This is a genomic window from Arthrobacter sp. Y81, assembly GCF_002929335.1.
Lineage (GTDB): Bacteria > Actinomycetota > Actinomycetes > Actinomycetales > Micrococcaceae > Arthrobacter.
This window is the reverse complement of the sequence record NZ_PJIL01000007.1, coordinates 211,926-224,657: the sequence shown is the minus strand read 5'-3', so window position 1 is coordinate 224,657 and position 12,732 is coordinate 211,926. Positions and strand designations below refer to the sequence as shown.

The window sequence follows — 12,732 nt, the reverse complement described above, 5'->3', positions numbered from 1 at the left end:
GCTGGTCTCGCCGGATGACAGGATCTGTTACTCCGGCTGCCATTTCCCAGCTGACCGAGACCGGCCGCACCGCCGGACCCGTACCTCATGAAAGGTTTCAGTCACTCGTGAAATCAAAAGGAATAAGCCTTGTCCGGGGCGGGGGACTCCGGAAGGCGGCAGCGCTGGCTGTAGGCCTCCCGCTGCTTCTCTCCTCCGTTGCAGTTGGTCCCGCTACCGCGGCGCCGGCTGGACCCAGCACGGCAGTGCAGGCCAAGAACGTCAACCCGTCGGACTACAAGGACGGCCGCTACATAGTGGTCCTGGCCGAGGAAGCAGCAGCCGCCTATGAGGGTGGAACGGGGGGACTCGCCGCCACCAAACCGCAGCAGGGCCGGAAGCTTGACGCCGCTAGCCCGGAATTCAAAGCCTACGATGCCCACCTCCGCCAGTCGCAGCGCGACGTCGCGGCAAAACACTCCGCAAAGCCTGCGAAGCAGTACACCGCGGCGCTCAACGGCTTCGTGGCTCAACTCACCGCACGCCAGGCCGCCGAGTTGGCCAAGGACAGCAAAGTCCTCCTGGTCGCACCCGACGTGGAAAACGCGCCGGACTACACCACCACCGACTTCCTGAAGCTCACGGGCCAGGACGGGGCGTGGGCGAGGCAGTTCGGCGGCGAAGCCAATGCAGGCAAGGGTGTGGTGGTCGGGGTGATCGACTCGGGCTACGCCCCGGACAACCCGTTCCTCAAAGGCGAGGCAGTGGCCCCGCTGGGCGGCAACGGCAATGGCAAGGGCAAAGCGGAAATGGGCGTCCCCTACCGGACCAAGGGCGGCACCATCGCCATGCTCAAGTCCGACGGCACCACCTTCGAAGGTGAGTGCCAGAAGGGCATCGAATCCGGCGCGGCCTTTGACGGCAGCGACTGCAACTCGAAGGTGATCAGCGCCCGGTACTTCGCCGATTCCTTCCTCCAGTACGTGGCGCCGGAGAACCGCGCCCCGGAGGAACTGATCTCGCCGGTGGACGTGGGAAGCCACGGCACCCACACCGCCACCACGGCCGCCGGCAACGCCAACGTGGACCAGGTCATCGACGGCGCCAGCTTCGGCAAGAGCTCCGGCGTCGCGCCGGCCGCCAAGGTTGCGGTGTACAAAGTGTGCTGGGAGGACAACGATCCGAACACCGGCGGCTGCTATTCCTCAGCCTCAGTGGAAGCCATCGACGCCGCCATCAAAGACGGCGTGGACGTCCTGAACTACTCGATTTCCGGCAACACCAACAGCACCACTGACCCCGTTGCTCTGGCGTTCCTGAACGCCGCGGCGGCCGGCGTCTTTGTCTCGGCCTCAGCCGGTAACTCCGGGCCCACGGTCTCCACGGTGAACCACGCGTCGCCGTGGCTGACCACAGTGGCCGCCTCAACGTTCCCGAGCGATCTGCTGGGCACGGTGAAGGTTTCCGACGGCACCATGTTCCGTGGAGCCTCCATCATGAAGACCGAGGTCAAGGACGCCCCCGCCGTGATCGCGGCGGACGCCGCAGCGGCAGGCGCTCCCACGGCGCCGAACCTCTGCGGCCCGGGAACCCTGGACCCCGCGAAGGTCAGCGGCAAGGTCGTAGTGTGCGACCGCGGCGTTGTGGACCGCACGGCGAAGAGCCTTGAGGTCCAGTCGAAAGGCGGACTGGGCATGATCCTGGTCAACCTTTCCTCGAGCTCGGAAGACGCCGACAACCACGTGGTGCCAACCGTCCACGTCAACGCCCCCAAGAGCCTGGAGCTGAAGTCCAAGCTTGCCTCCAATCCGGCCCTCACGGTCAGCCTCGTCAAGGGCGACCTCACCGGTGAGCCCTCTGCACCGGCACCCCAGGTGGCCGGCTTCTCCTCCCGCGGTCCGAGCCTGGCCGCCGGAGGCGACCTCCTGAAGCCGGACATCTCCGCGCCCGGCGTCAATGTCCTCGCAGGCGTTTCCACCATTGGGAACAACGGCGCCCAGTTCGGCTTTATGTCCGGCACGTCCATGGCCGCACCGCACATCGCAGGATTCGGTGCACTGGTGCTCAGCAAGCAGCCCAAGTGGTCACCCGCCATGGTCAAGTCCGCCATGATGACCACCGCCTACCCCCTGGTCAACGCCGACGGAACGCCCAACCTGAACCCGTTCGAAGGCGGCGCCGGCCACATTGACTCCACCCGCGTGCTGGATCCGGGGCTGGTGTACAACTCGGACATCAAGCAGTGGAATGCCTTCCTCAACGGGCAAGGCGTTGACACCGGTGCGCACAAGGCAGGAACCCTGGCCGCGCGCGACCTCAACGTACCCTCCATTGCGCTGGGCAGCCTCGTTGGCGAGATCAAGGTCAAGCGGACGCTGACGGCCCTGGTCCCCGGGACGTACAAGGCCGAGGTCAACCTGCCGGGCTTCGATGTTCGCGTTGAACCTGCCGTCCTCGATTTCAAGAAAGCAGGCAAGAGCCTGGACGTCACCATCACGGTGAAGAGTGCAGGAGCCCCGACAGGAAAGTTCACCACCGGAAGCCTGACGTGGAAGGGACCCCGTACGGTCAGCTCTCCGATGGCTGTCCGCCCGGTGGATGCCCAGATTGCGCCGTCGTTCTCCTTCAGCTCCGCCACCGGCACGGGCAGCGGGACCATGGACCTGGTGTCAGGTTCGGATTCGCCCATTGCCGTGGGAATTGAAGGGCTCGCGCCCCTTTCCGAGACGGCCGTCACCAAGACCCCTGGTGCCTTTGCGGCCAAGAATGACGACCACAACGCCGTCGTCCAGGTGACGGTGCCCGCCGGCGCCACGTTTGCCCGGCTCGGTATCCAGGCGGAGACAGAGGACGTCGACTGGGACATGGTGGTCTACGCGCCGGACGGCAGCGGGAAACTCGTGGCCACGCAGGTGGCGACGTCGTCGGCCAGCGAGTTCCTGGACCTGGAATCCCCACGGGCCGGAACGTATTACATCGTGGCCAACCTCTACTCCACTCCGGACAACGGAGCCGCCTCTGCCCGGCTCCAGGCTGTCTCGTTCAGCGGGGACGCAGGGAACCTGACCGTCAACCCGAATCCGATCGTTGCCCCGAACGGAACGGCCGCCACGGCAACAGCCAACTGGTCCGGCCTGGCCGAGGGCTCCTACCTCGGCCGGCTGAGCCTGGGCGGCAACGGCATCAGGACGTGGGTCAACGTCAAGGTGGGCACGGATGCGACGCCGGCACCGGCCGGCGCTCCCGCAGTCGCGCCTGTTGACACGGTTCCGGGAAGCTAGCCGAACGCCCTCCGGCCGGAAACGCGCCATACATCCAACTGCATAAGGAACGCCTTCAACAGGAACGTCCCGGTGGCCGCACGGCTCCCGGGACGTTCCTCTTGAAGGGCTGGTGTGTTGGCCCGGGTGCTCAGGTCTGACCGGTGGATCCCGGCGTGCCGCCGAAGAGCGGGGCCATGGAACGCCATCGGGCAATCTCGCAGCCGTCGGTCAGGCTGAAACGGCTGTGCACGGGACGGCCGTGGAACGTCCCCGTCACTACGGCCACCTGCGGGCCGCCGTATTGCTGGGTGCACATCATGTCCGCCGGCCGCGGCACGAAGAAGGCTTCGTCGCCGAAGAGTTCGACGGCGGCCAGGGCAGCGCCGGGGTCCGGCAGCGTTGACCCCTCCAGGGCGGTGGCCTGCGCTGCTGTTCCGGTGCGGAAAACCAGGCGGAACTCGTACTCCGGTGCCCCGGGTGCCTCCGTCAGCCGGACGGTCAGATCCACGTCTCCGGCCATCAGTCCTCCCTGACCCCCTCGAACAGGGGTGCCAATGCGTCGAGCAACCGCGTGCGGAGCTCCTGCGCCTCGGCGGAGAAGGTGCGCTGATGCTCGACGTAGTCCGCCTTGCCCGCAGCCGTTTCGATCGGGATGGGCGGGTAGCCCCACTCCTCAAGGTCGTACGGGGACGCCTGCATGTCCATGGCGCGGACCCGCCAGGACAGTTCGAAGCAATCCATGACCAGCTCGCTGGGCAGGGCGGGCGACAGCTTGTAGGCCCACTTGTAGAGGTCCATGTTGGCGTGCAGGCAGCCCGGCTGTTCCATGGACCGCTGGTTGTCCCGGCTGGGAGCGAGCTCGTTGAGCGGTATGGCATCCGGTGTGTAGAAGCGGAAAGCGTCAAAGTGCGAGCAACGGATCCTGTTGTCCTCCACCACGCGGTCAGTGCCCGCTGCGCCGAGGCGCAGCTGCAGGTATTCGTGGCGCAGCTCAAATTTGTCCTGGCGGTACACCATGGCCCACTCGTGCAGCCCGAAGCAGCCGAACTGGGCAGGGCGCAACGCCGTGCCCCGCAGGATTATCCCGGCAAACTGGAGTGCCTCCCTGCGGTCCGCCAGGAAGGAGTCGCGATCAAAGGTTGAGGCAGTGGTCCCTGGGGGCAGCCCGGCGGCGGCGAGGTCGTCGTCGTCGAGCATCCGGTAGAACTTCCAGGCGGAGCGGGCCGCTGCGTCCTGGCCGGTAAGGATGGCGCCGGCGCCGGGGTGCCAGCGCAGGAGCTGGCCCGGTTTCTGGGTGTAGTACGTGAACAGGAAATCCTCAACGGGGTGTTTCTTACCGGCGGAGCGGCGGGCAAGGTAGGGGTCGGCGTAGCGCCTGACCCGGGCCTGGTGGGCTCCTTCGCGGTGCTGCCAGACGTCCATGGCCAGCACGTGTCGCTGGCCGGGCTTCACAGTATGCATTCGGCTAGGGCGCTCCGCCTGCGGATCCCAGGACGTCCTTAGCCGCATTCCAGAGGCCGATTTCGCAGCCGTCCCTGCGGGCAAAGGAAGCGTCCACCGGCGAATCATCGACGATTCCGGTGACAGTGGCCTCCTGCGGGCCGCCGTACTGCTGCGTGCAGGCCTGGTCCGTCTTGCGGGGTGCTGGGCTCAGTACGGCGGGGTTGTCCTTCAGCGCGGTGCATGCGGCGGCGGCTGTGGGATGTTTGCTTTCCGCCGTCGGGACGCCGTCCTTGCACACCAGCGTGAAATTCTGGGCGGGTTCCGATTCCGCAGGTTTGACCATGATGGCGAGCTCGGCATTCCCCTTGCCAGGGCCGGCCGTGGCAGGCACCGAGGAGGGGGGAGGAGAAGGAGCCGGGACAGTGGTTTCGGTGTCCGGCGACGGCGTGGCCGTGGACGGGCTGGCGCTCGTAGTCGTGGCCGAGGGCGAAGGGCTGGGACCGCCGCCGCCCGGCGAGCAAGCGGAGAGGCCGACAACGGATACCAGAACGAGTGCGTGAATCCATGCCTTACGCATTACCGGTCCTCCTCATTTTGGTCCATTCTATCGCCGGTGCCCGGCGATGGACCGTGCCGTTAGGCCTGGGCGCCGCCCGGACCCGGGCTGGGCGCAGCGGTTGCCGCGGGCTGGGCGCGGCGGCGGCATCAGGCCGCCAAGGGCCAGGCGATTAAATCTGTCCGGAACATCTCGATTCCGCAGCCGCACTCCGGTATGTTTCTCCCATCACTGGATGTATGGCCTCACGCCCATGTTGCGCCGACGTGGACGGATACTTCCAGTCCGTGGGACCGGTCACGCCAACGGTCCGACAACCTAGGAGGCAGTACGTCATGACTAACCCGCATGTGGGCCCCCGCACTCAGAGTAGAAATCCGGCCGCACACCTCGCCGCCGCCGTCGCTTTGGGAATTTCCCTGCTGATCGGCCAGGGTCTGGCTGCCCCGGCCTGGGCAGCCGCGGACCCCGCCGATCCGGCGTCCCCCGCGTCGCAGGCGGATCCGCCTGGGCTTGAGGACGGTTCGCCGGTTGACGATCAACCGTCCCTGGGCGGCGGCCGCTACATTGTGATGCTGAAGGACAAGCCCCTGGCTGCCTACACCGGCGGAGTCGATGGAATCCCGGGGACCGCTGTGTCCAACGGCAGGAAGCTCGACGCCGGCAGCGCTGAGTCCCAGCGCTACGCGGCACACCTTGAGTCACAGCAGGCAAAGCTGGCCGCGGAAGAAGGCGTGGCCATCGACGACAGTTACACCCTGGCGGTGAACGGCTTCAGTGCGGAGCTGTCCGCGGAACAGGCAAATGCGTTGAGCAAGGACGGAAACGTCCTTGCTGTCGTTAAGGACAGCCTCTACAAAATCGACTACTCCAGCACCGAATTCCTGGGTCTGCCCGGTCCCGACGGCGTCTGGGCCGAACATTTCGGCGGCGCCGCCAACGCCGGCAAGGGAACGGTAGTGGGTGTGCTTGATACGGGCTACACCCCGGTCAATCCCTACTTCGCCGGCGGACAGGTGAAGCCGCTCTCGGGAGGCCCGCAGGTTGGCGAACCGTATCTGTCGGCTACGAACCAGATCACCATGCTGAAGGCGGACGGGAGCACCTTCGCAGGGGTCTGCGAGGCAGGCGTTCAATTCGCCGGAACTGAGTGCAACAGCAAGGTCATCGGCGCCCGCTACTACGACGAAGCCTTCAAGGCAACCGTTCCCCCGGGCCTGCGCTCGCCGAAGGAATCGTACTCGCCGCTCGACGTCAACAACCACGGCTCGCATACAGCCAGCACGGCGGCCGGTAACAGCGATGTCAGCCAGGCTGTTGGCGGCCGTGATTTCGGCAAGGGGTCGGGGGTGGCCCCGGCTGCAAAGCTCGCCATCTACAAAATCTGCTGGGAGGGCATCAGCCCCGCAACCACCGGCTGCTTCGGTTCCAGCAGCGTGGAGGCCATTGAGGACGCCATCAGGGACGGCGTCGACGTCCTGAGCTATTCCATCTCCGGCACCAACAACTCCACCGTCGACCCGGTATCGATCGCCTTCCTGAACGCCGCGGCCGCCGGGATATTCGTGGCCGCCTCGGCCGGAAACTCGGGACCCACGGCCAGTACCGTGAACCATGCCGCTCCGTGGATGACCAGTGTGGCTGCATCCACCCACAGCAGCAGCCTCCGCGGCACGGTGGAGTTGTCCAGCGGAGACAAGTTCGCCGGCGCCAGCATCATGGCGACTGAAGTCACGGACGCGCCCATTGCGCTCGCCGTCAGTGTGAAGCTGGCCGCTGCCCCCGACGCCAATGCGGCCCTGTGCGCTCCGGGCACACTGGACCCGGCCAAGACCGCAGGCAAGATCGTGATCTGTGACCGCGGCGTGGTGGACCGGACGGCCAAGAGCCTGGCCGTGGCACAGGCAGGCGGCGTTGGAATGGTCCTGGTCAACCTGACGCCCAACTCGCTGGACGTGGACCTGCACAGTGTTCCGACGGTCCACCTTGACGACCCCGCCATCAAAGACGTGGTTGCAGCCGACGCGGCGTTGACGGCTAGCCTGGTATCAACCGATACCACCGGCCTGGACCCGCCGCCAGTACCGCAGATCGCAGGCTTCTCATCCCGTGGACCCACGCTGGCAGCCAACAGCGACCTCCTGAAACCGGACATTGCGGCTCCCGGCGTGGGCGTCCTGGCTGCTGTCTCGCCTATCGGCTCCAACGGCCAGAACTTCGGCTTCCTGTCCGGAACATCCATGGCAGCGCCGCAGATCGCCGGGCTCGGCGCCCTGCTGCTGGGCAAGAGCCCCCTGTGGTCCCCGGCTTCGGTGAAATCAGCGATGATGACGACGGCCTACGATCTGGTGGACGCTGAAGGAACCCCCGTTCACGACGTCTTCGCGCAGGGCGCCGGGCAGGTCGATCCTGCCCGGATGGCATCACCCGGACTGGTGTACGACGCCGGCCCGAACGACTGGCTCGGATTCCTGCAGGGGCTTGGCTATCAGCTGGGTGTTGCCCCGGTGGCCACCAAGGATGTCAATCTGCCGTCGATAGCCATTGGCGGGCTCACCGGCACCCAAACGGTGACGCGGACGGTGACTGCATTGACTGCCGGAACCTACAGTGCCGACGTCGACGTTCCGGGAATAGCTGCCGAAGTGACGCCGGACGTGCTGACCCTTGGACAAGGCGAGAAGGCCACTTTCACGGTGCAGTTCACCAACTCCGGTGCCACCCTGGACGCATTCGTTGGCGGAGCACTCACCTGGACTTCGGATGCGGCGGCTGTCCGCTCGCCGGTGGCCATCCGGTCGGTGACCGCAGTGGCACCGGCTGTCGTCAATGCCGCTTCCGCCGGCGGAAGCGGCAGCACTGTCATTCCGGTGACGTCCGGCAGTCCCGAGCCGATCGAGTTGGCAGTGAGGGGGCTTGCGAAGGCAAACTCGACGGCGATCAGCCTGGTTCCCGGTCCGTACACCGGGGTCAAGGACGGTGCCAATGACGTTCAGGTCGTCAACGTCCCGGAAGGTTCCTCCCTCGCCAGGTTCGCGGTCATCTCAGCCAACCCCGCGGCGGACTTCGACCTGTACGTGGTCTCGCCGGCCGGTGTGCTGTACGCGGGGGCCACGCCCGCGGCCAACGAGGCCGTCTCCGTCGCGGACCCGGTGGCAGGCGACTGGAAGGTGACCACCAACCTCTTCGCCAGCCCCGGCAACGCGGCAACGGCAGCTTCCGTCGAAGCGATGGTCCTAGCCGGTGACGCCGGAAACCTCACGGTAAGCCCCAACCCGCTCACGATTGAAAACGGCGCCACCGGCGAGCTCACTGCCAGCTGGGCCGGGCTTGAGGCAGGCAACTGGGTGGGAGTGATCCGCTTCGGCACGGGACCGTCAACCCAGCTGAATGTCGCTGTGACGGCACCGTGAGCGGCGGATGCGCGAGCCGCGAAGCTGACGGGACTCCGGGCTAGGCGCCAGGCTGGGCGCCAGCAGCGCCCGGTCCGGCCGCCTCGCGTTCGGCTGCGGTTTTGGTGGCTGCGATCAGGTCCATCATGGCTTGGTGCAGATGGCCTACTGCATCCCTGGTCAGGCCCAGCCGCTCCATCATGGTTCCGGGGACCGCCGTCGCCTGCTGCCGGAGGGCTGCACCGCTCGGGGTGAGCCCGACGGCCAGTGCGCGTTCGTTGCCGGCGGCGCGGCCGCGGGTGATGTACCCGGCCGATTCAAGGCGGCGCAGCAGCGGCGAAATGGTGGCGGGCTCCTGGGCCAGGGCGTCGCTGATGTCGCGGACCGAGCGCGGGCTGGACTCCCACAGGCAGAGCATCACGAGGTACTGCGGGTGGGTCAGCGCCAGCTTGTCCAGCACCGGTTTGTAGGCGCCCACGACGCTCCGGGACGCTACCGTCAGGGCGAAGCAGAGCTGATGCTCCAGCAGGAGGTCTTCGTCAGACACTTCGATGGCCGAGGCCGGGCGCTGGTTCATCCGATCTCCCCTCAATCGTTAGTGGACTAATGATTAGCGTACACTGGATTGGACTCGACCGTTCTGAAAGGGATTCCGCAATGGCCAACAAGGAAAATGCAGCCCAAAGGTTCATGCGCGCCACAGGCAGGCTCCGGGCCATTTTCGGGCCCGCGAACCGCAGTGCGCTGGGCCACGAGATGACCGACGAGAACAAGGCCCTCCTTGCCCGCCGCGAAGCGGAGTCGCAGCAATGGGAAACGATGCGCAGGCCGGACGGCAGCACGTATGTGGTGCCCCGGAACCCGGACGACAAGTCACTTCGCTAAGCCGTTTCAGGGTTCCGCACCCCGGGGCCTTTTTGCGTCCGCGGGCGTAAAATATGGGCACACGCACCAACCGGCCAACGCATCACTGCTTGACCCGAGCAAGGGAAAGGGGGTGGGGATCGTGGCAAAGGCGATTCAGCGGTTTATGAGCAAGACCGACAAGCTGCGGTTCTTCTTCGGACCAGCCACGCGGGGTGATACTGCGGCACCAGTTGTTCACAAGCACGACGACTTTGAGGCTGCTTCCGAAGAGGACCTGGCCCACTTCGAAGTAGAGACAGATTCCGAGGGCCATCACTACGCGGTTCGCAAGGAAGACATCACGTAGCCGTCGCCTGGAACTGCACTCAAGAGAACTGCACAAAAAAGAACGGCCCAGCGGTCCTGCCGCTGTGCCGTTCTTTTTGTGCTCGGAGCTAAGAGGCCTTAGCGGCCGGTGCCGCCGTACACCGTTGCTTCGTCTTCGCTGTCCAGGCCGAATGCCTTGTGGATGGCCCGGACCGCATCGTCGAGCAGGTCCGCGTGCGTCACCACGGAGATGCGGATTTCCGACGTCGAGATCATGTTGATGTTGATCCCGGCGTCAGACAGGGCTTTGAAGAATGTGGCCGAAACACCGGGGTGTGAACGCATGCCGGCGCCGATCAGGGAGAGCTTGCCGATCTGCTCGTTGTATTCGATGCTTTCGAAGCCGATTTCCGGCTGGGCGGCACGGAGGGCAGTGAGCGCGTCAGCACCTTCCACGATGGGAAGCGTGAAGGAGATGTCCGTCCGGCCCGTGCCGTGCGTGGAGACGTTCTGGACGATCATGTCGATGTTGGAGTGTGCGTCGGCGATCACCTGGAAGATCGCGGCGGCCTTGCCCGGGATGTCGGGGACTCCCACCACGGTGACCTTGGCTTCGGAACGGTCGTGTGCAACGCCGGAGATGATTGGCTGCTCCAAGGCAACTCCCTCTTGGGTCGTGATCTTGTCGTCGGCTCCGGGCATGACCCAGGTGCCTTCGTTCTGGCTGAATGAGGAACGCACGTGCAGCGGCACGCCGAAGCGCCGCGCATATTCCACGCAGCGCAGGTGCAGGATCTTGGCGCCGGAAGCGGCCAGTTCCAGCATTTCTTCGCTGGAGATACGGTCGATCTTCTGGGCGGAGGCGACCACCCGGGGATCCGCGGTGTAGATACCGTCCACGTCCGTGTAGATTTCGCAGACGTCAGCGTCCAGCGCTGCGGCCAGGGCCACTGCCGTGGTATCGGAGCCGCCGCGCCCCAGGGTGGTGATCTCGTTGGTGGTGCGGCTCATCCCCTGGAAGCCGGCCACGATGGCGATATGCCCCTTGTCCAGTGCGGTGCGGATCCGGTGCGGGTCGACGTCGATGATGCGCGCCTTGCCGTGGATGCCGTCGGTGATCATCCCTGCCTGTGATCCGGTGAAGGACTGGGCCGAGGCGCCGAGCTTGTTGATGGCCATGGCCACGAGGGCCATGGAGATGCGCTCACCAGCGGAGAGGAGCATGTCCATTTCGCGCGCAGGCGCCGAATCGGTGACCTGCGCGGCAAGGTCCAGGAGTTCGTCGGTGGTGTCGCCCATGGCGGAAACCACCACAACTACTTCGTTGCCGGCCTTCTGCGCGTCAACTACACGCTTTGCCACCCGTTTGATGCCGTCCGCGTCAGAAACCGAGGAGCCGCCGAACTTCTGCACAATGAGCTGCTTGGTGCGGCCAACGGCGATGGGCACCACATGCGGCTGATTTTCGGTCTTCACTTCGGTAGTGGGCATACTCATGCGCGCACCCTCACTGGATCAAATCGGGGTTCCGGGGCCAAGCAACCTAACGGCGCGACGGCGTAACTGATGTGCCCAGTTTATCGCCGGGAGCCGCGGGGCGTTGAATTGTGACCGTATGGTGGCCCGGCGCTCCACCCCGCCCGGTCCAGGCGGTAGCGCCAGGAAGCCAGCGCCTTGCCGTGGGTGTCCTGGGTGGCGGTGAAGTAATGATCCCGGACGAAGCCGAGGCGTTCGAGGAGGCGCCGTGAGGCGGTGTTGGGCTCGTAGACGCCGGCGAAAATGGTGTCGGTGCCGCCTTCGGTGAAGAGCCAGCGGACCAGAGCCGAAGCGGCTTCGCTGCCGTAGCCTTTGCCGTGGTGGTCCGGGTGGAGAAGGTAGCCGAGGCTGGCATGGCGGGCGGGCAGGCTGCCCGGCAGCGGCGGTTCCGGTGTGTTCCACGTGCGGCCGTCGCCGATCACCGCGCCCGTTGACCGGAGCACCACGGCCCAGCCGATATGGAACCAATCGGCTGTGGAACGTTCCTCCCGGGTCAGCAAGTCGGCGAGGAGCAGATCGGTCTGCACGGCGCTCAGTGCCTGGTGCGACAAATAGCGGACTGCATCGGGATGACCCCGGAGTCCGCGCAGGGCGACGGCGTCGGATTCCGTCAGGGGGCGCAGTTCCAGGCGTTGCGTGACGAGGGAGGGGATCGGTTGCATGGGCTGCCGTTGGTGGCCGGGTCAGCTCAGCGCGTTACGGCGGCCCTCGAACGCCCGCCCCAGGGTGACCTCGTCCGCGTACTCCAGGTCGCCGCCCACCGGCAGGCCGGAGGCAAGCCGGGTGACCGCGATGCCGATTGATTTCAGCATCCTGGCCAGATAGGTGGCTGTGGCCTCTCCCTCAAGATTGGGGTCGGTGGCGATGATGATCTCCTGGATGGCGCCGTCGTTGAGCCGGGTAAGGAGCTCCCTGATCCGCAGCTGTTCCGGCCCGACACCGGCGATGGGATTGATGGCGCCGCCGAGGACGTGGTAGCGGCCCCGGAAGGATCGGGTGCGCTCAACAGCCAGGACGTCCTTGGATTCCTCCACAACGCAGATGACAGACGGATCGCGGCGCGGGTCGCGGCAGATGTTGCACAGTTCCTGCTCCGTGACGTTGCCGCAAACGGTGCAGAATTTCACGCGTTCCTTGACGGTGGTGATGGCGTCGACAAGCCGCTTCATATCCTGCGGGTCCGCTTCGAGGATGTGGAATGCCAGCCGTTGGGCGGACTTGGGCCCCACGCCGGGAAGGCGGCCAAGTTCGTCGATCAGCTCTTGAACTGCACCTTCGTACACAATGTCCTCGTTCGTTAACTCGTTTGTTTGAATCGCAAGTTGGTGGGGGTTGGGCCTTCGGCGTCCGTCCGCTGCAGGGGACCGACGGCGTCAGGCCGCTCGGTCGG

The 12,732-nt window shown here is 65.8% G+C and carries 11 protein-coding genes; 4 read left to right on the top strand and 7 right to left on the bottom strand.

What is annotated here, in order from left to right:
- The first annotated feature begins 107 nt into the window (after positions 1-107).
- A complete protein-coding gene (locus CXQ91_RS11780) occupies positions 108-3,260 on the top strand; it encodes a S8 family serine peptidase (protein ID WP_104174086.1) in 3,153 nt (1,050 codons plus the stop codon).
- A gap of 130 nt (positions 3,261-3,390) precedes the next feature.
- On the opposite strand, the gene CXQ91_RS11775 is transcribed toward CXQ91_RS11780, so the two are convergent.
- Genes CXQ91_RS11775 through CXQ91_RS11765 form a run of 3 tightly spaced genes read right to left on the bottom strand, consistent with a single transcriptional unit; the run spans position 3,391 to position 5,262 of the window.
- Positions 3,391-3,762, bottom strand: a complete 372-nt coding sequence (locus CXQ91_RS11775; protein WP_104174085.1) for a serine protease inhibitor — start codon at positions 3,760-3,762, stop codon at positions 3,391-3,393.
- Positions 3,762-4,703 (bottom strand): 3-methyladenine DNA glycosylase, encoded by a 942-nt coding sequence (locus tag CXQ91_RS11770; protein WP_374953653.1) that lies wholly within the window; start codon positions 4,701-4,703, stop codon positions 3,762-3,764. Before CXQ91_RS11770 ends, CXQ91_RS11775 begins: the two co-directional genes overlap by 1 nt.
- Before the next feature lie 4 nt (positions 4,704-4,707).
- Positions 4,708-5,262, bottom strand: coding sequence for an SSI family serine proteinase inhibitor (locus CXQ91_RS11765; protein ID WP_104174084.1), 555 nt, complete (start codon positions 5,260-5,262; stop codon positions 4,708-4,710).
- A gap of 314 nt (positions 5,263-5,576) precedes the next feature.
- On the opposite strand from CXQ91_RS11765, the gene CXQ91_RS11760 reads away from it, so the two are divergent.
- Entirely contained in the window at positions 5,577-8,654 is a 3,078-nt protein-coding gene (locus CXQ91_RS11760; protein ID WP_104174083.1) for a S8 family serine peptidase, read from the top strand.
- 40 nt (positions 8,655-8,694) lie between these two features.
- Here the strand turns inward: CXQ91_RS11760 and CXQ91_RS11755 are convergent, their stop codons facing one another.
- The gene (locus CXQ91_RS11755; protein WP_104174082.1) at positions 8,695-9,210 is read right to left on the bottom strand and encodes a MarR family winged helix-turn-helix transcriptional regulator; all 516 of its coding nucleotides are present in this window, start codon (positions 9,208-9,210) and stop codon (positions 8,695-8,697) included.
- An 80-nt stretch (positions 9,211-9,290) separates the two neighbouring features.
- Here CXQ91_RS11755 and CXQ91_RS11750 point away from each other — a divergent pair, with 80 nt between their 5' ends.
- Both CXQ91_RS11750 and CXQ91_RS11745 read left to right on the top strand, forming a co-directional pair.
- Positions 9,291-9,518, top strand: a complete 228-nt coding sequence (locus CXQ91_RS11750; protein WP_104174081.1) for a hypothetical protein — start codon at positions 9,291-9,293, stop codon at positions 9,516-9,518.
- 145 nt (positions 9,519-9,663) lie between these two features.
- Positions 9,664-9,846: a hypothetical protein gene (locus CXQ91_RS11745; protein WP_104174145.1), complete on the top strand. Its 183-nt coding sequence runs from the start codon at positions 9,664-9,666 to the stop codon at positions 9,844-9,846.
- Between the two features lie 98 nt (positions 9,847-9,944).
- On the opposite strand, the gene CXQ91_RS11740 is transcribed toward CXQ91_RS11745, so the two are convergent.
- From CXQ91_RS11740 to recR, 3 genes are all read right to left on the bottom strand, one after another.
- A complete protein-coding gene (locus CXQ91_RS11740) occupies positions 9,945-11,303 on the bottom strand; it encodes an aspartate kinase (RefSeq protein ID WP_104174080.1) in 1,359 nt (452 codons plus the stop codon).
- Positions 11,304-11,383: 80 nt separating this feature from the next.
- Positions 11,384-12,004 carry a GNAT family N-acetyltransferase gene (locus CXQ91_RS11735; RefSeq protein ID WP_104174079.1) on the bottom strand — a complete coding sequence of 207 codons (621 nt, stop codon included), beginning with the start codon at positions 12,002-12,004 and terminating at the stop codon, positions 11,384-11,386.
- Positions 12,005-12,025: 21 nt separating this feature from the next.
- Entirely contained in the window at positions 12,026-12,625 is a 600-nt protein-coding gene (gene recR / locus CXQ91_RS11730) for a recombination mediator RecR (RefSeq protein WP_104174078.1), read from the bottom strand.
- Positions 12,626-12,732: the final 107 nt, after the last annotated feature.